At 63.9% G+C, this 19,973-nt stretch carries 17 protein-coding genes; 11 read left to right on the top strand and 6 right to left on the bottom strand.

Annotation, left to right across the window (positions count from 1 at the left end; genetic code table 11):
- Positions 1 to 107: 107 nt before the first annotated feature.
- From ACPFMA_RS14095 to ACPFMA_RS14085, 3 genes are all read left to right on the top strand, one after another.
- The gene (locus ACPFMA_RS14095; RefSeq protein WP_279898614.1) at positions 108 to 1,202 is read left to right on the top strand and encodes an NAD(P)-dependent alcohol dehydrogenase; all 1,095 of its coding nucleotides are present in this window, start codon (positions 108 to 110) and stop codon (positions 1,200 to 1,202) included.
- Between the two features lie 147 nt (positions 1,203 to 1,349).
- A complete protein-coding gene (locus tag ACPFMA_RS14090; protein WP_425930554.1) occupies positions 1,350 to 3,101 on the top strand; it encodes a phosphoethanolamine transferase CptA in 1,752 nt (583 codons plus the stop codon).
- A gap of 124 nt (positions 3,102 to 3,225) precedes the next feature.
- Entirely contained in the window at positions 3,226 to 4,458 is a 1,233-nt protein-coding gene (locus tag ACPFMA_RS14085; protein WP_425930553.1) for a hypothetical protein, read from the top strand.
- A 39-nt stretch (positions 4,459 to 4,497) separates the two neighbouring features.
- On the opposite strand, the gene ACPFMA_RS14080 is transcribed toward ACPFMA_RS14085, so the two are convergent.
- From ACPFMA_RS14080 to ACPFMA_RS14070, 3 genes are all read right to left on the bottom strand, one after another.
- Entirely contained in the window at positions 4,498 to 4,722 is a 225-nt protein-coding gene (locus tag ACPFMA_RS14080; RefSeq protein ID WP_425930552.1) for a hypothetical protein, read from the bottom strand.
- 316 nt (positions 4,723 to 5,038) lie between these two features.
- The gene (gene dksA, locus ACPFMA_RS14075) at positions 5,039 to 5,446 is read right to left on the bottom strand and encodes an RNA polymerase-binding protein DksA (protein ID WP_420056521.1); all 408 of its coding nucleotides are present in this window, start codon (positions 5,444 to 5,446) and stop codon (positions 5,039 to 5,041) included.
- A gap of 2 nt (positions 5,447 to 5,448) precedes the next feature.
- Positions 5,449 to 6,786, bottom strand: a complete 1,338-nt coding sequence (locus tag ACPFMA_RS14070) for a dihydroorotase (protein WP_425930551.1) — start codon at positions 6,784 to 6,786, stop codon at positions 5,449 to 5,451.
- Between the two features lie 172 nt (positions 6,787 to 6,958).
- Between ACPFMA_RS14070 and ACPFMA_RS14065 the strand changes: the two genes are divergently transcribed.
- Positions 6,959 to 8,752 (top strand): ABC transporter ATP-binding protein/permease, encoded by a 1,794-nt coding sequence (locus ACPFMA_RS14065; RefSeq protein ID WP_425930550.1) that lies wholly within the window; start codon positions 6,959 to 6,961, stop codon positions 8,750 to 8,752.
- Between the two features lie 45 nt (positions 8,753 to 8,797).
- Here the strand turns inward: ACPFMA_RS14065 and ACPFMA_RS14060 are convergent, their stop codons facing one another.
- Positions 8,798 to 9,778, bottom strand: a complete 981-nt coding sequence (locus ACPFMA_RS14060) for a hypothetical protein (RefSeq protein ID WP_425930549.1) — start codon at positions 9,776 to 9,778, stop codon at positions 8,798 to 8,800.
- 349 nt (positions 9,779 to 10,127) lie between these two features.
- Here ACPFMA_RS14060 and cprA point away from each other — a divergent pair, with 349 nt between their 5' ends.
- The 5 genes from cprA (at position 10,128) to ACPFMA_RS14035 (ending at position 14,241) form a co-directional block, all read left to right on the top strand.
- Positions 10,128 to 11,264: a cationic peptide resistance protein CprA gene (cprA, locus tag ACPFMA_RS14055; protein WP_425930548.1), complete on the top strand. Its 1,137-nt coding sequence runs from the start codon at positions 10,128 to 10,130 to the stop codon at positions 11,262 to 11,264.
- A gap of 93 nt (positions 11,265 to 11,357) precedes the next feature.
- Positions 11,358 to 11,672, top strand: coding sequence for a DUF7693 family protein (locus tag ACPFMA_RS14050; protein ID WP_037059993.1), 315 nt, complete (start codon positions 11,358 to 11,360; stop codon positions 11,670 to 11,672).
- 316 nt (positions 11,673 to 11,988) lie between these two features.
- On the top strand, positions 11,989 to 12,678 hold the full coding sequence (locus tag ACPFMA_RS14045; protein WP_425930547.1) for a histidine phosphatase family protein: 690 nt from the start codon (positions 11,989 to 11,991) through the stop codon (positions 12,676 to 12,678).
- A 2-nt stretch (positions 12,679 to 12,680) separates the two neighbouring features.
- Complete coding sequence (locus ACPFMA_RS14040; protein WP_425930546.1) at positions 12,681 to 13,607, top strand: phosphatase PAP2 family protein; 927 nt, start codon at positions 12,681 to 12,683, stop codon at positions 13,605 to 13,607.
- Positions 13,522 to 14,241, top strand: coding sequence for a TorF family putative porin (locus ACPFMA_RS14035; RefSeq protein ID WP_425930545.1), 720 nt, complete (start codon positions 13,522 to 13,524; stop codon positions 14,239 to 14,241). The genes ACPFMA_RS14040 and ACPFMA_RS14035 overlap by 86 nt, the downstream gene beginning before the upstream one ends.
- 1 nt (position 14,242) lies before the next feature.
- Here the strand turns inward: ACPFMA_RS14035 and ACPFMA_RS14030 are convergent, their stop codons facing one another.
- The gene (locus ACPFMA_RS14030; RefSeq protein ID WP_425930544.1) at positions 14,243 to 15,583 is read right to left on the bottom strand and encodes a diguanylate cyclase; all 1,341 of its coding nucleotides are present in this window, start codon (positions 15,581 to 15,583) and stop codon (positions 14,243 to 14,245) included.
- 177 nt (positions 15,584 to 15,760) lie between these two features.
- Positions 15,761 to 16,825: an MBL fold metallo-hydrolase gene (locus tag ACPFMA_RS14025; protein WP_425930543.1), complete on the bottom strand. Its 1,065-nt coding sequence runs from the start codon at positions 16,823 to 16,825 to the stop codon at positions 15,761 to 15,763.
- Between the two features lie 298 nt (positions 16,826 to 17,123).
- On the opposite strand from ACPFMA_RS14025, the gene ACPFMA_RS14020 reads away from it, so the two are divergent.
- Positions 17,124 to 18,773, top strand: a complete 1,650-nt coding sequence (locus tag ACPFMA_RS14020) for an MFS transporter (RefSeq protein WP_425930542.1) — start codon at positions 17,124 to 17,126, stop codon at positions 18,771 to 18,773.
- Entirely contained in the window at positions 18,770 to 19,909 is a 1,140-nt protein-coding gene (locus tag ACPFMA_RS14015; RefSeq protein WP_420056532.1) for an HlyD family secretion protein, read from the top strand. The genes ACPFMA_RS14020 and ACPFMA_RS14015 overlap by 4 nt, the downstream gene beginning before the upstream one ends.
- Positions 19,910 to 19,973: the final 64 nt, after the last annotated feature.

Here is a 19,973-nt window from a genome sequence, read left to right as displayed (position 1 = left end):
ATGCCGATTCCTTGACCTGCCACAACCCTTCGGCAGATAGGCCACGCCCGGCCTTGCCATCTGCGCCGTCCTGGACTTTTCTCAATCCCTCAACCAGGAGGTGACCCATGGCAACCATGAAAGCAGCCGTTTTCGTAGAGCCCGGCCGGATCGAGCTGACGGACAAACCCATCCCGCAGGTCGGCCCTACCGATGCGCTGATCCGCATCACCACCACGACCATCTGCGGCACCGACGTGCATATCCTCAAGGGCGAATACCCCATTGCCCGCGGCCTGACCGTGGGTCATGAGCCGGTCGGGGTAATCGAGAAACTGGGCAGCGCAGTCAAGGGTTACAAGGAGGGCCAGCGGGTCATCGCCGGGGCGATCTGTCCGAACTTCAACTCCTACGCCGCCCAGGATGGCGTGGCCTCCCAGGACGGCAGCTACCTGCAAGAGTCCGGTCGCTGCGAATGCCATGGCTACAAGGCCACCGCCGGCTGGCGCTTCGGCAACCTCATCGACGGCACCCAGGCCGAGTACGTGCTGGTGCCGGACGCCGAGGGCAACCTGGCGCCCATTCCCGACGGGCTGAGCGACGAACAGGTGCTGATGTGCCCGGACATCATGTCCACCGGCTTCAAGGGCGCGGAGAATGCCAACATCCGCATCGGCGATACCGTGGTGATCTTCGCCCAAGGCCCCATCGGCCTGTGTGCCACCGCCGGCGCACGCCTGCTCGGGGCCTCGACCATCATCGCGGTGGACGGCAACGACCACCGCCTGGGCATTTCCCGCAACATGGGCGCCGATATCACCCTGAACTTCAACCAGTGCGATGTGATCGACGAGGTGATGAAGCTGACCCGCGGCCGCGGCGCCGACTCGTCCATCGAGTGCCTGGGCCTGCCGAGCACCTTCGAACAGGCCATGAAGGTGCTCAAGCCCGGCGGTACGCTGTCCAGCCTGGGCGTGTATTCCAGCGACGTGAAGATTCCGCTGGGCGCGTTCGCCGCCGGCCTGGGCGATCATCGCATCAACACCGCGCTCTGCCCGGGCGGCAAGGAGCGCATGCGTCGGCTGATGAGCGTGATCGCCTCCAATCGCGCGGATTTCGGGGCACTGGTCACCCATCACTACGCACTGGGCGATATCGTCGAAGCCTACGACCTGTTCGCCCATCAGCGCGATGGCGTACTGAAGATCGCCATCAAGCCCTGAGCCCCCGGCCATGCACTTCCTGGCCCGGGCATCCGGGCCAGCATCCAACACAAAAAAACCACTTCGTTGACGGAATTTTCACTGTCGTCCGCATAGCGTGAGCCACCCGCTCATTCCGGCGACAGCCAAAGGTTCAACGAGGTACCCGTGTCCGCTACTCCTGCCCCTGTTTCCAAAGCGCCACTGAAATGGTCCGGCCTGCTCTGGCCTTTGCTGTTTTTCTGGTATTTCTCGGGAATCACCCAGGTCCTGCTGTTTGCCAGCGGCACCACCGGGTTCGCCGGCTTGCGCGATGCCTTCTTCCTCAGCAGCCTGTGGCTGGTGCCGCTGCTGCTGATGCCGCGCCTGGCCCGCGGCACCAGCGCGGTGATCGGCGTGGTGCTGTGGGCCGCGTCGCTGGTCGGCCTGACCTATTACGGGATCTACCGCCAGGAATTCTCGCAGAGCGTGATCTTCGTCATGTTCGAATCGAACACGGCGGAGGCCGGCGAATACTTCAGCCAGTACTTCACCATCTGGCTGGCGTTCGCCCTGCTGCTCTATACCCTGGTGGCGGTATGGCTGTGGAAACGCATCCGTCCGTTCAGCCTGCCGCTCGGCAGCCGGCTGCCGCTGGTCGTGCTGTTGCTGGCGGGCAACCTGGTGTACCCGTTCTACAAGCAGATGGTCACCCAGCAGCGCAACTTCGCCGATGCCCTGGAGAAGGTCGAGCAGCGCATGGAGCCGGCCGTGCCCTGGCAATTGCTGGTCGGCTACCGGCAGTACCGCCAGCAGCTGGACAACATGCAGGCGCTGCTGGAACAGAACGCCGCCTTGCCGCCGGTACAGGGGCTGCAGGACAGCAGTGGCGACAAACCCCGCACCCTGGTGCTGGTGCTCGGCGAGTCCACCACTCGCCAGCATATGCACCTGTATGGCTACAACCGCGACACCACGCCCAACCTGGATGCCCTGGCGGCCAGCGACAAGGGCCTGACGGTATTCCGCAACGTGGTGTCGCCGCGGCCCTACACCATCGAGGTGATGCAGCAGATCCTGACCTTCGGCGACGAGCAGAACCCGGATCGCTTCCTTACCGACCCGTCGTTGATCAACCTGATGAAACAGGCGGGCTACAAGACCTTCTGGATCACCAACCAGCAGACCATGAGCAAGCGCAACACCATGCTCACCACCTTCTCCCAGCAGACCGACGAGCCGGTGTACCTGAACAACCAGCGCAACCAGAACGCCGCGCAGTACGACGATGTGGTCTTCGCTCCGTTCGAAAAGGCCCTGCAGGACCCGGCGCCGAACAAGTTCATCATCGTCCACCTGCTGGGCACCCATATGGACTACGAGTACCGCTATCCGCCCGAGTACCGCAGGTTCAACGACCGCCAGGGCGTGCCGGCCCAGTTGTCCAGCAGTCAGGTGGAGACCTACAACGAGTATGACAATGCGGTGCTGTACAACGACTTCGTGGTGTCCGACCTGATCAAGCGCTATTCGGCGAGCACGCCCAACGGTTTCCTGCTGTACCTCTCCGACCATGGCGAGGATGTCTACAGCTCGGGCGACCATGATCGCCTCGGGCGCAACGAAGCGGCCCCGACCCGGCCGATGTACACCATTCCGTTCATCCTCTGGACTTCGCCAAGCTGGCAGGCAGCCCATCCCCGTGATCTCCAGGCGATGGCCAACAACGCCTACAGCAGCTCGCACCTGATCCACACCCTGTCGGACCTGGCCGGCCTGAGCTACGACCGCTTCGAACCGGCCAAGAGCGTGGCCAGCACGCAGTTCATCAGGGCGCCGCGCTGGATCGGCGACCCCTATCACAAGGGTGCGCTGCACGAGTTCGATCTGTTGCCAACGGACGGGATGGGCGAGGTACAGGAAACTGCGGGCAATCCCTGAGGCGATAAAGCTTCGCGCACAAGCCAGTTTTGCCCACCGCCCTCTACACAGGCTGCACGTATTCGCGTAATAGTAACTGGCCATATCCCGGCCCCTGCTGCTCAACCACGGAAGATCAGAGCCCATGCCTATCGATTCGGACTATGCCCATCGAGTAATCGCCGCCTATGCCGCCAGCCCGGCAAGGATGGGCGCGTTTCCACTGCCGGACCTCGACACCGTGTATGCCGCAGAGACGCTCAAGGATCACCTGGTCGGCAGCCCTTACAGCCATGCCGTGGAAGTCGCCCGGATCAATAACGGGATCCGCGACCTGTATGTGTTCGCCAACTCCGGTGCGCCCGGGGTGCTGAACGTCGATGTGGAAGGCGCCACCAGCCAGTTGCGCCGGGTACTCGGGCCCTTGGCATCCTTTGCCCAGATCCGCCGTGACTACTCCTTCTACGAACCCCAGCATCGCGATGTGGCGGCCCTGCTGGGCACGGTCCGCGCCGGCTTCAATACCCAGGTACACCCCGCCTTGCTCGTGCGCCTGGCCGATGTACAAGGGGCTATCGCCAACTTCACGACACTGGTCAACGAACTGGGCCATGGCCCCGCAGCGCTGCCCCCGCGGCCGGACCCAACTGCCCCGGGACTGAATCCGCGGGCCCAGGCCTCGATCCAGGCGTCCCAGGACCGCATCGTCAACCGCGGGCAGGCATCCACGGGAAACAATGGCGATATCCAGCGTGCGCAATTTCTCGACCACGCACAGATCGCCAGCCTCGCGGCACGGGCCGCCACTGCACGAAGCAGCGGCCAGGCCACAGGAGCGCAAAAAGACTGCCTGAAGGTGATGCTGGCCGCGGCCTTGGCCCTGCGCCTGCGCTTGATCGAACCGGGTGACGTCGCCGCCGTGTCCCAGGCCTTCGATAACTTCATCCCGACCCTGAGAAGGCTGCCGATGTATCCCTTCCTGGGGCGGATCGCCGACCTGGTCGCGGCCCTGATCGTGCCTGCCACGCCCTTGCCGGCCGCCGCACTGGACCATGCAGCGTTCCAGGCCACTGCCGCCGAGGTCCTGCGGGTTGCAGGTCAATCGCGCTTCTGTGCCGAGCCACGGGTATTCAGCGCGGTCGGCAGCCAGGCGGAGTTCAACGGCTCGCTGGTCAGCCAGATCTGCTTCTGGTATGGCGGCGCAGGCAATGTGGCGAATCCGGTGGAATATCAGGTCATCGGCCCGCAAGCCACGCCCGCCAACGCCGCCGCATCCGGCAGCTACATGTGGGCCTGCTCGTCCTGCTGCAACCGTTCGGCGCAGATGGTCGGGCCGCTGCAACGTCTGGCGATGCCGCGACGAGCGCGGGAGGTCTGAGGCCGACGCCCTGGAGTACAACTGTACTCCAGGGCGATTTCACGACCGTCCGCGCTTCTCGACTTCGGTCAGTCGCTCCTCGATTTCCCGCGCCTCCTCCTGCTTTTCCTTGATCGAAACCGGGGTGATGAGTTTGTCCACCGCTTCGGTACGCGGGTCCGGCTGCTGCAGCACCGGGCCAGGCGACGTTGCGCCTTTTTGTGCGTTTTCCGAAGACAGCGGTTGCGGCGTTTTGTCGGACTGCCTGGAATCGTCGTGGGTCATGACCATCTCCTGATCAACGGGGGGGTGTTTCAGAAGAGTCGCGCGCGAGTGAAAAAGTTTGATTGCATGGCCGCTGGGGCGTTTTAGGTGGCGACCCCGTGTCGCCTGTCGAGAGAGCGCATGATGACCACCAGGCGCATTCCGATAGATCTTCAGCGTCCTCAAGATCGAGCGCCGCACGGGCGGCGCTCGATCTCAAGGGCGCTGGAAACGTCATGACAAGCACCTGTCAGCCCTGATGCGATCTACTGACAGGCCTTCTGACCTCAAAGGTGTAAATACCCATGCAGGGATGAGGCCCGCACTGGCACTTCGATCACCGCACCTTCTGCTTATGCCGCTCCTTCATCTCCTGCCGTTCCTTGGCCTCCACCGACAACGACGCCGTCGGGCGCAGCAGCAGGCGCTTCAGGCCGATCGGCTCACCCGTTTCCGCGCACCAGCCATATTCGCCACGAGCCAGCCGTTCCAGCGCTTCGTCGATCTTGTCCAGCAGCTTCTTTTCCCGCTCCAGCACCCGCAGTTGCCAGTGCCGGGCTTCTTCGGTGCTGCCGATATCGGCCGGGTCGGAGTTGATTTCGTGGTTCTTGAGGGATTCGAACTGCTCTGAGATCCGCTCCTGCAAGCCCTGCCGCTCGTTCAGCAGCAGAGTGTGGAAGTACGCCAGTTGGCTGGCGTTCATATAGGCCTCTTCAGGCTGTTGCAGCAGTTCTTCTTCGGTCATGTTCATTTCCTGAAACTCAGCGGTAGTCCTTGGCAGCCCTCGACCAGCCGCCCCTGGTGCCAGGCCAGTTGCCCGGAAACCAGGGTGGTGCTGATGCGATGGCGGAATGCGTGGCTCTGGAACGGTGTCCATTGGCAGTGGGACAGCAGCGGATCGAGCGATACCGGCCTGGCGTGCGCCAGCGCCTCTACCAGCACCAGGTCGGCCCAGTAACCCTCGCGGACATAGCCGCGGTCCTGGATGCCGAACAACCCGGCCACCGCATGGCTGGTCTTCTGCACCAGCCGGGTCAGCGGCAATACGCCGTCGGCGACCAGTTCCAGCAGCGCCGGCAAGGCGTGCTGGACCAGAGGCAGGCCGGAAAGCGCCTGGGCATAGGGGCGGGATTTCTCTTCAAGGGTGTGCGGCGCATGGTCGGTGCCGATAACGTCGAGGCGATCGCACAACAGCGCCTGGCGCAGGGCATCACGGTCGGTACGGGCCTTGATCGCCGGGTTGCATTTGATCAGGTTGCCGAGGCTTGCGTAGTCACGCTCGTCGAACAGCAGATGGTGCGCGCAGACCTCGGCGGTGATGCGCTTGCCCGCCAGCGGACCGGGCTCGAACAGCGCCAGCTCGCGCGCGGAAGTAAGGTGCAGGACGTGCAGACGGGTGTCGAAACGCCTGGCCAGTTCCACCGCCAGCGACGAGGAGCGGTAGCAGGCTTCGGCGTCACGGATCACCGGGTGCAGCTGTGGGCCGATGGCGTCACCGTACAACTCGCGCAAAACGGCCTCGTTGGCGAGAATCGACGGGGTATGTTCGCAGTGGGCCAGGAGGATGGTGGGAACGCAGGCGAACAGACGCTCGAGCACGTCCGGGTCATCCACCAGCATGTCGCCGGTAGACGCCCCCATGAACACCTTGACCCCGGCCACCTCGCGCGGATCGAGGGCAGCGACCACATCAAGGTTGTCCTTGCTGACGCCGAAGTGGAAGGCAAAATTGGCCACCGAACTGCGCGCCGCACGCTGTTTCTTGTCCGCCAGGGCCTCCAGGGACAACGTCGCCGGATGGGTATTGGGCATATCCATGAAGCTGGTGATGCCCCCGGCCACCGCCGCCCGCGACTCGCTGTGAATGCTGCCCTTGTGCGGCGCGCCGGGTTCGCGGAAATGCACCTGGTCATCGATCATCCCGGGCAACAACCATTGGCCCCGGGCATCGATTTCCACTGCGGCGCACTGCTGGTGGATGATCCCGGCGATCTTTTCGATGCGGCCATGGGCGACCAGGATGTCGGCGCAGAATGTGCTGCCTTCGTTCACGACGTTGGCATTGCGGATCAGGATTCGGCTCATGATGCAGCTCGGGACTCGGCGAAAACGTTACGTTATAACACTACGAATAATGCAACGTCGAGCCGCGCCGGCAAACCACAAAGCCGCCGGAAAAAACCATTAAAGATTCCTTCACCCAGACGGCCGCATTCCTCATCTACGCTCACCTCATTTCTCGCCCGGAAATCCGCCCATGGATATGGACTGGCATCAAGCCCTGCAAGAGAGCCTGCGCTGGCTCGCCCTCACCTCCCTGATCACCCTGCTCAGCCTGGCCATCTGCGCGCGGCTGGCCGTGCGCTTTACCCGCTGGGGCCAGCAGTTCTGGCAGATCGCCGGCCCCTGGCTGAGCCCGAAGCACAGTTGGCGACCGTTGCTCGCGTTTGCCCTGCTGCTGTTGCTGACCCTGTTCGCGGTTCGCCTGAATGTGCTGTTTTCCTTCTGGTACAACGGTTTCTACAGTGCCCTCCAAGGCCTGGACCAGGCGGCGTTCTGGTACCTGCTGGGGGTGTTTGCGGTGCTGGCGACCATCCATGTACTGCGCGCCCTGTTCACCTACTACGTGACCCAGGCCTTCAGCATCCGCTGGCGCACCTGGCTGACCGAACGCTTGACCAGCGATTGGATGGCCGGCGATGCCTATTACCGCGGACAGTTCCTGGAAAACCCGGTCGACAACCCGGACCAGCGTATCGAACTGGACGTGAATGCCTTCGTCACCGGCTCCGTGACCCTGTGCCTTGGCGCAGTCAGTGCGCTGGTGTCGCTGGTGGCCTTCACCGCGATTCTCTGGGGGCTGTCGGCACCGCTGACGGTGGCCGGGGTGGAGATTCCCAGGGCCATGGTCTTCGCCGTATACCTCTACGTGCTGATCGCCACCTGGATCGCCTTCCGGCTGGGCAAGCCGCTGATCCGCCTGAACTTCCTCAACGAAAAACTCACCGCGAACTTCCGCTATGCGCTGATGCGCCTGCGTGAGTACGCGGAGAACGTGGCCTTTTACCAGGGCTCGCGAATCGAACGGGACACCTTGCTCGGGCGTTTCTCGGCCTTGATCCTCAACGTCTGGGCGCTGGTGTACCGGAGCCTGAAATTCGACGGTTTCAACCTGGCCGTGAGCCAGGTCGCGGTGGTGTTCCCCTTCATTCTCCAGGCGCCACGCTTCTTCAGCGGTGCGATCAAGCTGGGGGATGTGATGCAGACCTCCCAAGCCTTCGGCCAGGTGCAGGATTCGCTGTCGTTCTTCCGTTCTTCCTACGACACCTTCGCCCAGTACCGCGCGACCCTCGATCGCCTGACCGGCTTCATGGATGCCAACCAGCAGGCCCGGGAATTGCCGCGGGTCGAGCGCATCGACGATGCGCAGGTGCTGGATATCCGTGGCATGCAGGTGTCACGTCCGGATGGACAGACGTTGCTGGGCGATTTCCACCTGAGCCTGACGCCCGGGCAATCGCTGCTGATCAAGGGGCCGTCGGGTTGCGGCAAGACCACCCTGCTGCGCGCCATTGCCGGGCTGTGGCCCTATGCCGAGGGCGAGGTACGTTGCCCGGGTGGCGAATCAGCGCTGTTCCTGTCTCAGCGGCCATACCTGCCGCTGGGGATGCTGCGCACGGCGGTGGCCTATCCGGCGCCGGGCCTGCCGGGCGATGACGAGCGTCTGGTCCAGGCCCTGCGCGAGGTCAATCTCGGGCACCTGGCGGACAAGCTGGACGTCAGCAGTGACTGGGGGCGGATCCTGTCGATCGGCGAGCAACAGCGCCTGGCCTTTGCCCGGGTACTGGTAAACCAACCGAAAATCCTGTTCCTCGACGAGTCCACCTCGGCGATGGACGAGGGGCTGGAACATGGGCTGTACGAACTGATGCGCGAGCGGATGAAGGACAGCATCCTGGTCAGCGTGGGGCACCGGGCGACCTTGGCGGTGTTCCATAGCCATCATCTGCTGCTGGACGGAAAAGGTGGGTGGAACCTGGTTGAACGCTAAGGAGTACATTCGTACTCCACGGCGCGTGCCCGAGCATTCGCCAGGTCAATCGAACAACAGCGACCGCCCCTCGGCCGACGGCAGGACACACTCGACCCGATGTCCACAACCCGGCACTACCAGCATCCGGCGCTGTAACTTCAGCACTGCCCGCTCATAGGCCAGGAAACCCAGGCCCCGCTGCAACCTGAAGGGCCCCTGGAGCATCGCAGCGCAGGATTTGTCGAGCACTGGATAGAACGCGCCCTGCCCTGCGCTGTTGTCCAGGCCGCCTTCCAGGTAATCCACCCGCGCCGCGGCATAGCGCGCCCTGGCCTGCCCGGCATCGGCAGGCAGCCAGGCGGGTAAGGCATCGGTGCCATATTTCCAGGCGTTGTAGCCGTCACACGCCTGTACCGGCAGTTCCATGACAAACCCGCTGCCCTGCGCCACTGGCCGCACCGGATCGAAGTACAGCCAGCTCCCCGGGTCGGCGATCACGTAGCGCAATTCGACCCCGACCGGGGGCTCGGCAGCAAAAGCGACACTGTGCTGCAGCATCTGTGCCCCGGCGGAGAACCCGGCCAGGGTGACGTTGCGCAAGCCGGGATATTGCCGGACCAACTCGATGACCAGGGCATCCAGCGCCGCGAAGGCGCTGATCGGATGCGCTCCCAGCGATGGCTCTCCGGCTAGCCAACTGCCACAGGTCCAGCGTGCATCGCCGGGCTGCGCCGACGGCTCGCCCGGCGAGCTGCAATGGCGCGCATCCTCTACCTGGTACAAGGGCGCCACCACCAGGGTGTCCGCCAGCCGCCCGGCCATCCGTGCCGCCTGCAGACCGGCGGCGAAACTGCGGCTGGCGTCCCGCGGATGCCCATGGAGCACCACCAGCGCCGCCTGGACGCTGCGCTCACCGACGGGTCGCGAAGCATAGTAATGCAGCGCCCCTGCCTCATCGGGCAGGTCGAATCTGCGCAAGTCAGCGGCGCCCGCCACATGGGCAACTGTCAACAGGACAGCGAACAGGTAAACACAACGCTTCATGCGCAATCTCTTATTGTCATTCAGTGATGATCTACACGATGAGATTAATTTAATAATTCCCGTTGCGTACAACTTTGCCCGGCCTGATTAACTTTATTTCACCCGCTTTGCCCTTCTGTTTAATTGCCAACTTCGATGTCCCCGGAGATCATGGCACGGCCTTGCCATCGAGCTGCAAGGCCTATACCGCAAGGCATACAGCCCGGGTCCGCGCGCATGAACATCCGCGCGGACAGCGACCGCGTGCCGCCTGAAAACATGTAGACACCGACAACCCAGGTTAATCCAGAAGTTCCGGCATGAGGCCTTGAAACATGGGTAACCCACTCTTTGCAGGACACCTGAGACCATGCAAGCCGCTCCTATCGCTATCGAAGAACGCATTCTCCTGACCGGCGCCACCGGTTTTCTCGGCGGTGCGGTGACCGCGCAACTGCTCGCCGAAGGCCATGGCGCCAACCTGTCGTTCCTGGTCCGTGCCGACACCCGCGACCAAGGCCTTGAACGCCTGCGCGACAATCTGCGCCAGCATGGTGTCGGCGAATGTGCCCTGCAGTTCCTGCACGCCGAGCAAATCATCTGCGGCGACTTTCTCGACACCGCCTGGCTGCCCCGGGAAACCCCGCGCCTGATGCAGATCGAGCGGGTCATCAATTGCGCTGCGGTAGCCTCCTTCTCGAAGAACCCGAGCATCTGGCCGGTCAATGTCGAAGGCACCTTCGCCTTTGCCGACGTGATGAGCCGCTCCAAGCGCCTCAAGCGCTTCCTGCATGTCGGTACGGCCATGTGCTGCGGCCCGCAGCAGGCTTCGCCCATCAGCGAATCGTGGAGTTTTCCCGACGGCGCCGAGCAATTGGTGGACTACACCGCCTCCAAGGCCGAGATCGAAAGGCGCATGAGCGTGGATCTGCCAGGCCTGCCATTGGTAGTGGCACGCCCGTCCATCGTGGTTGGTCATCGCACCCTCGGCTGCCAGGCATCGGGCAGTATCTTCTGGGTGTTCCGCATGGGCTTCGCCCTCGAGAGCTTTACCTGCGGGCTGGACGAGCAGATCGACGTGATTCCGGTGGACTACTGCGCCGAGGCCCTGATCGGCCTGGCCCTGAAGCCACAACTGCGGCATAACCTCTACCACGTTTCCGCCGGTCATCATGCCGCCTGCAGCTTCGCCGAGATCGACGAAGCCTTTGCCTCGGCCAATGGCGCCAGCCCCGTGGGCGCGCGCTATCGCAAGATCGGCGTGGACGACCTCAAGGAACTGGCCGGCGACTTCGCCGCCCGCATCGGTCCGGCCAACCCGCGCCTGGTCCTGCGCGCGCTGCGCTTGTACAGCGGCTTCGCCGACCTCAACTACCTGTTCGACAACAGCCGCCTGCTCGAAGAAGGCATCGCCCTGCCCCCGCGGTTCACCGACTACCTGGATGTCTGCGTGCGCTCCTCCAGCGGGGTCAGCATTGCCACGCAGATGCAGTGGGATTTCAAATAGTTAGCCTTTCGGCTGATTCGTGCGGCTGGCGGATGAATTCCGTCGGCCGCTGCTGTACCCTCACCCGCGAATTCCGCCAGATACCCGCCAATCTTGAATACCCCAGCACTGACACCCCGTGAGGCCTACCAGATTCTCCGCGACATCGCCCAGGGCATCCGCCCCATGCGGCGAATCGGCGAACAGGGCTGGAGCGAAGTCCGCAATGGACTGCTGACGGTGGAAGTGGATGGCTGGGTCTTCACCCTTTACAACGATGGCGATGCCCTGGGGCATTGCGAGCGCTGCTACAACCCTGAAGGCGCCGCCTATATCTTCGATGCCGGACATCCCTACGGGACCAACCCCGTGGAGTTCATGAGCCAGTGGGAACGGCAGCGGGTCGAGGGGATGCTGCAGGTTCTGTAGGGTTCTGCCGCCACACATCGCCGGCTCCTGCAGGACAAAACATAATTCTTTGATTTGCACGTACCTTGTGGGAGCGGGTTCACCCGCGATTACGATGGTGAATTCACTAACGTAATCGCGGGTGAACCCGCTCCCACAAGGTACGCGTCGTGCTTTGAAGCTGTTCTTTGTGCGACAGCGCAGCCCTTATCGAGTGCACCATGGGCAACCGAAAACCTTGGTTACAACTCTTTTTTGACATCTCCTTCACCCGCCCCGAACACGCCGTTGCCTAAATTGCCGTCATTCCCGTAGTGCTTGTCCCGGAGTGACAGTCATGCTGCAAGGCGTTTTCGATAATCCCGCTCTTCCCTCCCGTCCCAAGCGACGTCTCCCGATTTCGAAAAAACTGCTGGTCCCGGGCCTGTGCGCCCTTCTGCTTCTGGCCGCGTCAGCCACGTGGCTTTTCTCGAGGACACATGTCATGAGCCTGGGTAGTGAGCAGCAGATGCTCGATAGTGGGGTTTATGCCGAATGGGCCAAGGGCAAGGTGATCGTGCTGATCCGTCATGCCGAACGCTGCGACCGTTCCGACAACCCCTGCCTGAGCGACCCCACCGGCATCACCGTAGAAGGCAGCCAGGCGGCGATCGAAGTGGGCAACGGCTTGCAACGCCTTGGCCTGGGCGACGCCGAAGTGCTGAGCAGCCCCGAGTACCGCACCCGGCAGACGGCTCACTTCATTTTCGGCAAGGAGGTCGCCAGCCGTGACTGGATCGGTGAATGCGATCGCGATTTCACCCATGCGGCCTTGCAAAGCAAACGGCCCGGCGTGAACCTGGTACTGGTCACCCACAGTGGCTGCATCGACCATGTCGAGCGCCAGCTCAAGGTGCCCGGTGGCGAGCGTTCCAGCGAATACGCCAGCGCCCTGTTCGTGTCGATGAACAATGACGGCAAGGCGCGGATCCTCGGCCAGATGAATGCCAACGAATGGCGCGAAGTTGTCGCCAGCGCGGGGAAATAAGCATGCGGACTGCTTCGCGAAAGGATTTCTACCTGGTCAACCTGGGCGTGCCGCTGCTGCTGGCGGCCGCGACCTTCCTGCTGTTCGACCTGACCCGCCTGGATCGCCTGACCAACGACCTGTTCTATGACCCGGCCACCCAGCAGTACATCCTGCAGCACAGCCAACTGTTCGAAAAACTCACGCACAAGTGGCCGCGGGTCCTTCCGGACTGGACCGGCGAGGCGGCTATCGTCGGCACCTTGCTGTCTTTCTCATGGCCCCTGCTGGCCAGGCATCAACGCGCAGTCAGTCTGCTGGACAAAGCGCGGATCGCTCCACTGCTGCGGTTTACCGCGCAGTACCGGCGCGACCTGCTGTACGTGGTTACGGCCTTCGCCCTGAGCACCACGCTTATCCATTACCTGAAAAGCCATACGGGCGTGTATTGCCCGGTGGAAACCACCCTGTATGGCGGCGATCAACCCCACCTGGAGTGGTTCAGCAACTTTTCGCTGTTCGACAAGGCCGGCCCCGGCCGCTGCTGGCCGGGCGGCCATGCCTCCAGCGGTTTCACGCTGCTGGCGCTGTACTTCGTCGCCCTGCGCCACCGCTGGCACCATGCGCGCAAGCTGCTGGTGGCGATCCTGCTGATCGGCACGCTCTACGGCACCACCCGGGTACTGCAGGGCTGGCACTATATGTCGCATACCTTCTGGGCGGGGATCGTGGTCTGGCTGGCGAGCTGGGCGAGCGCACTGCTGTTCTACGGGAGGCTGGCATTGCAAGGCCAGCAGGGTTTAAACCCGCGCCCGCTGGCGGTAAGCTCTGGGGCTCTAGTACAAGCTTTCCAGGGCAGTGACCATGACCAGGCCGCTTTTACTCCTGCTGGCCGCCACGGCCTTCAGCCAGATCGCACAGGCCCAGCAGATCCAGCGCCAGCTGGGTGATTTCGACTTCCGCCTGGGAACCACCAGTTCCCGCAGCATGGCCCAGGGGCTGATATCGCCCGGTCCCCTGGGCGCCTTCCATGGCGGGCTGGACGTCAGCCACGCCAGCGGCTGGTACTTCGGCCAGTACGCGCCGAGCATGGGCCTCTCGGAAAACACCACCTTGCGCCTGGACAGCTACCTGGGCACCCGGCAGCGCTTCAACGACAGCCTTGGCTACGAGGTGGGGCTGATCCACTACAGCCTGCCCAACGTCTCCGGCAACGACAGCTACGCGCTGTATGGCGGCCTGTCGATCTTCGGCAGTCGCCTCGGTGGCGCGCTGCGCAACAACCCCGACAACCGCACCGGCACCCTGTTCGCCGATCTCGGCCGGGTGCCGCTGCTGGATGCCGGAGTCACCCTCAAGCTCGCCCATCATCAGTTGGGCACACCCTTCACCATCGGCGATGGCAGCCAGGTGCAGAGTTTCAGCGACTGGTCGCTGCAGCTTTCAAGGCCCTGGCTGGGCATGGACCTTGACCTGATCTACAGCAGTTCGGACCTCAGCGGTGGTGGCTGCGAGGCCTACTCGGGCATCAACACCTATTGCGACAGCACCATCACCTTCAAGGCACAGCGCAGTTTCTTCTGAATCAGCCGTCCAGGGTGTCGTAGGACACCACCCGATCCCGCCCGCCCTGCTTGGCCTGGTACATGGCCTGGTCGGCCTGGCGCAACAGATGCTGGTAATCCGGGTGTCCACTGTAGGTCGCCACGCCAATGCTCACGGTGAGCCGGTGCTTGCGGCCCTCGGTCAGGTTGAAGGTTTCCGCGCCGATCTTGTGCCGCAGCTTTTCCGCGACCTTCAGCGCGTTGGCGTTGTTGATGTCGACCAGGATCATCAGGAATTCCTCGCCGCCCATGCGGAACACGTAGTCCCCGGCGCGGCTGTGGCTGCTGAGGATCTCCGCAGCCTGCTGCAGGACCAGGTCGCCGGCGTCGTGGCCGAAGCGATCATTGATCGACTTGAAGTGATCGATATCCACCGACAGCACCGAAAAACGCTGGCCGGTCTTTTGCGCGATGGCGATCTCGTTGCCGATCACCACCGGGAGGAACTTGCGGTTGAGCATGCGGGTGAGCACGTCGCGGCCGCTTTCCAGCTCGTTGGCACTGTTGAACAGGCTATCGAGGTTGAACATCAGGCTCTTGGTCCGGTCACGGATCTCCCGCAGCAGGCTCATGCGCGCCGCTTCGTCGCCCGCGGCAGCGAGGAAACGCGGAAGCAGCTCGTCGTCCACATGACGGATGATCGCCAGGATCTGCTCGCTTTCCCGGGTGTTCTGGAACGCATAGGCGCCCTTGTGGCGGAACCACAGACCGAAATCCGCAGCGGCCAGGCGCGGCAGGTTGGCCCCGCTGGCCCCCATCGCCAGGTCGAACATCAGGCTGTTTTCCCAATCGAGCAAGGCGCCGCGCTGGCGCTCGCGCTCGGTGGTGATGTTCTGCAATACCGAGAACAGCCGGTAGCCTTCCTCGTTGCGCGAGTTGCGGTCATGGGAGCGGCTGTAGGCGTGGCTCATGATTTCCATGGCCAGGTCCATGGTCTCGCTGGCCAGGCGCAGGATCTGCGCATGCTCCTGCGCGGCCCAGCCTTCCTCGGCAATCAGTTGGTACAGCTGCTTTTTCAGATAGCGCGCACCGCCAAGCACCAGGTGCAGCGGCACGTCGATTCGTGCATGCACCTCGCCGACCTGCTTCTGCAAGGCCACCAGCGGCAGGAAGTCATCACCGGCGCGGGCCGAATAGACCTTCACCAACCAGGCCTGCATCGAGCTGCCCAGGCGGCTCTTGACGTCTTCATGGGAGAGGATCAGCGAGGCGTTGGGGTCGGCCAGCATCTGTTCGTAGAAACGTGCGGCGAGGGTGACCTTGTGGGTCTCGACCAGCCCTTTCAAGGCGTGTGTCAGCGCGTCGGGGAACTGCGCGACCATGGAATGCCATTCCCTGGCTTGTACTTCTGGAGAAACGCTTGGCATGTCTGGCCTATTTTCAGTTCAGCAGAAAGCGTGACGCCCCTTCGGACCTGAAGGGGCGTTCAATCGCTGGCGGGCGTCATGTGCTCGCCAGGCGCGCATTCTATTGCACGTTGAACGTGAAAGTCTTGGCAGTCAGCGCTCCCCGTGCAGGCAGCAACGCCGTGGGCGCGCCCCGGCTTCGGCGCGTTTTTCCTCGGCCACCGCTTCGCGCCACCAGCGCTTGCCGGCCTGCGGCGCGCGAAGGTCGAAGCGCTCGCCCATGCCCGGCGTCGCAACGCTGACGCCCTGCTGCGCCGCGTGTTCCAGCACGGTTTCGAAAGGCTCGTACCAGGCGTGCATGGCGAGGTCGAAGGTGCCGTTATGGATCGGCAGCAGCCAGCGACCGCCCAGGTCGACATGGGCCTGTACCGTCTGCCGAGGGTGCATGTGCACGTAGGGCCAGTGTTCGTTCCAGGCGCCGGTTTCCATCAGGGTCAGGTCGAAGGGGCCGAAACGTCGGCCGATCTCGCCGAAGCCGTCGAAGTAGCCAGTGTCGCCGCTGAAAAACACCTTGAACCCGGGCGCTTCGATCACCCAGGAGCACCACAGGGTGCGGTTGCCATCACGCAGGCCGCGACCGGAAAAATGCTGCGCCGGCGTGGCGGTCAGGTGCAGGCCGCCGGCGTCGATGCCTTGCCACCAGTCGAACTGGCGCACCTTGTGCGCCGGCACGCCCCAGGCCAGCAGGCGGTCGCCGACGCCCAACGGCGTGACGAACACCTCCACCTTGGGTGCAAGGACCTTGATGGTGGCGCGGTCGAGATGGTCGTAATGATCGTGGGAGAGGATCACCCCACGGATCGGCGGCAGCTCGGCAAGGCTGATCGGCGGTTCGTGAAAGCGCTTGGGTCCGGCGAAGGCGAACGGCGAAGCCCGCCGGGAAAACACCGGATCGGTCAGCCACCAGTGGTCTTCGAGCCTGAACAGCAGGGTCGAATGTCCCAGGCGGTACAGGCTGCCGTCGGCGGCCTGCTCCAGATCCTGGCGGGTCAGGCGCTGCACGGGCAATGCCACCCGCGGCACGGTGAAGCGCGGTTTGTTGAACAGCAGGTTCCACAGCACCCTGGCGTCCGGCGCCGGCGCGTCGGCCGGACGTGGCGTCAGGTTGTGAAAGCGTCCCTGCCGGGCCTGGGGCGAATGGGCATGCTCGGGTTTCACGGGCGGAATCCTCCGGGGCGAGGTTTCCAATCTACTCGGGATGCCCGGGGATTCAAGTGAAGGAAGATTAACCGGCGGGGATCGGGCAATGAGCCTGGAGGAATATGCAAGCAGGAAGCTCCGTGGGGACCCTACTGGCCTCATCGCCGGCAACGCCGGCTCCCACAAGGTTCTGTGGTGTTCCCCCCTGTGGGAGCCGGCGTTGCCGGCGATGAGGCCAGTAGGGTCCCTGATGATTCTCTTCCCATTGCACCTCGCGTAAAGTTTTCCTACATCCTCATGGCCAACGCCCTGCTTAATGGACAAATACGCCCCCCGCCAGTGGCTCCCCCACGAAAAACCTGCATTGCCCGGCTCCCCGTCGACGCCGTTGCATGCCCCGGCCAAGCGCATGGCCTTTGCTGCGGTGGGCCTGCTGGTGGCGATCACCGGCGGCCTGGGCAACGCGCTGGTCACCGCCAACCTGCCGTTTCTCCAGGGCGCATTGGGCGCGACCAGTGCCGAGATGGCCTGGCTGCCCGCTGCGTTCGTCATGACCAACGTGTCGATGAACCTGCTGCTGGTCAAGTTCCGCCAGGAATTCGGCCTGCGCGCCTTTACCGAAGTGTTCCTGGTGCTCTATGCCCTGGTCACCTTCGCCCATCTGTTCGTCAACGACCTCAACTCGGCCATCGCCGTGCGCGCCGCCCATGGCATGGTCGGCGCGGCCCTCAGCTCGCTGGGCCTGTACTACATGATCCAGGCGTTCCCGGCGCAGTGGCGCCTGAAGGCCATGGTGCTCGGGCTTGGCGCCTCGCAACTGGCCGTACCGCTGGCCCGGGTGTTTTCCGAAGACCTGCTGCAGATCGCCGAATGGCGCGGCCTGTACCTGTTCGAACTGGGGCTGGCCCTGGCCGCACTGGGTTGCGTGCTGATGCTCAAGCTCCCTCCCGGCGACCGCTTCAAGACCTTCGAGCCCCTGGACTTCCTGACCTTTTCGCTGATGGCCAGCGGCACCGCGCTGCTCTGCGCAGTACTCTCCCTCGGCCGCATCGACTGGTGGCTGGACGCGCCCTGGATCGGCGTGGCCCTGGCCTCGTCCATCGCCCTGGTATGCAGCGGCCTCGCCATCGAGCACAACCGCAGCAACCCGCTGCTGATGACCCGCTGGCTGGGCAGCGGCGCCATCGTGCGCCTGGCCCTGTGCGTGGTGCTGATCCGCATGGTGACCTCGGAGCAGTCCACCGGGGCGGTGGGCTTCCTGCAAGCGCTGAACATGGGCAGCGAGCAGATGCGCCAGTTGTACTGGATCATGCTGCTCGGCGCTGCGACGGGGCTGGCTACCAGCGCCTTGACCATCACCCCGCAGCACCTGGTGCTGCCGCTGTTCGTCTCCCTGGCGGCGATGGCAGCCGGTGCCTTCATGGACAGCTCGTCGAGCAACCTGACCCGCCCGGCACAGATGTACTTCAGCCAGTTCCTGCTGGCCTTCGGCAGCACCTTCTTCCTCGGCCCGAGCATGGCCCTGGGCATCGGCCATGTACGCGCCAACCCGCGCAACCTGGTGAGCTTTTCGGTGATGTTCGGTATCTGCAACAACCTCGGCGGCCTGCTCGGCGCGGCGCTGCTCGGTACCTTCCAGACAGTGCGGGAGAAATTCCATTCCAGTCACCTGGTGGAAAACCTCGGTTACCTGGAACCCCTGGTCAACGCCAGGATCCAGAGTGGTGGCGCCGGCTATGCGGGCGTAATTGCCGATCCGGCCCTGCGCAACGAGGCCGGCATGCGCCTGCTGGCCAGCGCGGCAACCCGCGAGGCCAATATCCTGGCCTATAACGATGTATTCATGCTGATCGGCACGATCGCCGTGCTGACCATGATCTGGATCTTCATCCGCAGCCTGCGCTTGCGCTATCTCGCACGCCAGGCCGCGGTCCCCACCCCCTCAAGCGACGCACCGAGCCGATGACCCAGGAAACGCCCTCGACCACTACCACCGCCATCGCCGAAACCCCGGAAGGCCTCGCTCCGCCCAGCGAACCGGGCAGCCCGCAGCGCTCGCGCAGGGTACGCCTGCTCTCGACCTTGAGTTTCGCCGCCGTGGCCGTCGTCGGGATTCTCGTCGTGCTGTATGCCTGGCGCCTGCCACCCTTCGGCAGCACCATCGAGAGCACGGAAAACGCCTTGGTGCGAGGCCAGGTGACCATCATCGGTCCACAACTGGCGGGGTACGTCGTCGAAGTACCGGTGCACGACTTCCAGTTCGTCAAGGCTGGCGAGCTGCTGGTACGTCTCGACGACCGCATCTACACCCAGCGCCTGGCCCAGGCCAGGGCCCAGTTGCAACAGCAGCAGGCGGCACTGGCCAACAACCTGCAGCAACGCAACAGCGCCGAAGCAGTGATCGCCCAGCGCCAGGCGGCCATCGACGACGCTGCGGCCCAGGCCTCACGCAACCAGGCCGACCTGCGCCGCAACGAAGAACTGGCCCGCGACGGCTCGGTGTCGCGCCGCGAGCTGGACCTCAGCCGCGCCAGCCATGCCGCCGCCGTCGCCAGCCTGGCCCAGGCCCGGGCCGCCCTGGAAATCGCCCGCCAGGACCGCGAGACGGTGATCGTCAACCGCGCGGCCCTGGAAGCAGCCGTGGAAAACGCCAAGGCTGCGCTGGAACTGGCGCGCATCGACCTGGACAACACCCGGGTCACCGCGCCCCGCGACGGCCAGCTCGGGCAGATCGGCACGCGCCTCGGCGCCTACGTCAACTCCGGCGCACAGTTGATGGCGCTGGTGCCGGAGGTCAAATGGGTCATCGCCAACCTCAAGGAAACCCAGATGGCCAATGTGCGCATCGGCCAGCCGGCAAGCTTCACCGTCGATGCCCTGAACCATCTCAAGCTGCACGGCCATGTGCAGCAGATCGCCCCGGCCACCGGCTCGGAGTTCGCCCTGCTGCAGGCCGACAATGCGACCGGCAACTTCGTCAAGATCGCCCAGCGTATTCCGGTGCGGATCACCGTGGATGAGGATCAGCCGGAAGCACAACATCTGCGTCCGGGGATGTCGGTGGTGGTGAGTATCGATACGCGCCGGCATTCTGATCCCTGATCTGCGGCGCCTGTGCTGGCTCATCGCCGGCAACGCCGGCTCCCACAAGTTTCGGCGGTGTACG

Source organism: Pseudomonas sp. NyZ201 (assembly GCF_049860765.1).
Taxonomy (GTDB): domain Bacteria; phylum Pseudomonadota; class Gammaproteobacteria; order Pseudomonadales; family Pseudomonadaceae; genus Aquipseudomonas; species Aquipseudomonas bharatica.
Note: the sequence above shows the minus strand (reverse complement) of the source record. Positions and strands in the feature narration are given on the sequence as shown.

Excerpts from the sequence above, each read along its gene's own strand:
- ACPFMA_RS14035 (WP_425930545.1), top strand. The coding sequence starts at position 13,522 with ATGACCAGGCCGCTTTTACTCCTGCTGGCCGCCACGGCCTTCAGCCAG.
- ACPFMA_RS14085 (WP_425930553.1), top strand. The coding sequence starts at position 3,226 with ATGCCTATCGATTCGGACTATGCCCATCGAGTAATCGCCGCCTATGCC.
- ACPFMA_RS14070 (WP_425930551.1), bottom strand. The coding sequence starts at position 6,786 with ATGAGCCGAATCCTGATCCGCAATGCCAACGTCGTGAACGAAGGCAGC.
- ACPFMA_RS14065 (WP_425930550.1), top strand. The coding sequence starts at position 6,959 with ATGGATATGGACTGGCATCAAGCCCTGCAAGAGAGCCTGCGCTGGCTC.
- ACPFMA_RS14020 (WP_425930542.1), top strand. The coding sequence starts at position 17,124 with ATGGACAAATACGCCCCCCGCCAGTGGCTCCCCCACGAAAAACCTGCA.
- ACPFMA_RS14080 (WP_425930552.1), bottom strand. The coding sequence starts at position 4,722 with ATGACCCACGACGATTCCAGGCAGTCCGACAAAACGCCGCAACCGCTG.
- ACPFMA_RS14030 (WP_425930544.1), bottom strand. The coding sequence starts at position 15,583 with ATGGTCGCGCAGTTCCCCGACGCGCTGACACACGCCTTGAAAGGGCTG.
- ACPFMA_RS14040 (WP_425930546.1), top strand. The coding sequence starts at position 12,681 with ATGCGGACTGCTTCGCGAAAGGATTTCTACCTGGTCAACCTGGGCGTG.
- cprA (WP_425930548.1), top strand. The coding sequence starts at position 10,128 with ATGCAAGCCGCTCCTATCGCTATCGAAGAACGCATTCTCCTGACCGGC.
- ACPFMA_RS14015 (WP_420056532.1), top strand. The coding sequence starts at position 18,770 with ATGACCCAGGAAACGCCCTCGACCACTACCACCGCCATCGCCGAAACC.
- ACPFMA_RS14060 (WP_425930549.1), bottom strand. The coding sequence starts at position 9,778 with ATGAAGCGTTGTGTTTACCTGTTCGCTGTCCTGTTGACAGTTGCCCAT.
- ACPFMA_RS14095 (WP_279898614.1), top strand. The coding sequence starts at position 108 with ATGGCAACCATGAAAGCAGCCGTTTTCGTAGAGCCCGGCCGGATCGAG.
- dksA (WP_420056521.1), bottom strand. The coding sequence starts at position 5,446 with ATGACCGAAGAAGAACTGCTGCAACAGCCTGAAGAGGCCTATATGAAC.
- ACPFMA_RS14045 (WP_425930547.1), top strand. The coding sequence starts at position 11,989 with ATGCTGCAAGGCGTTTTCGATAATCCCGCTCTTCCCTCCCGTCCCAAG.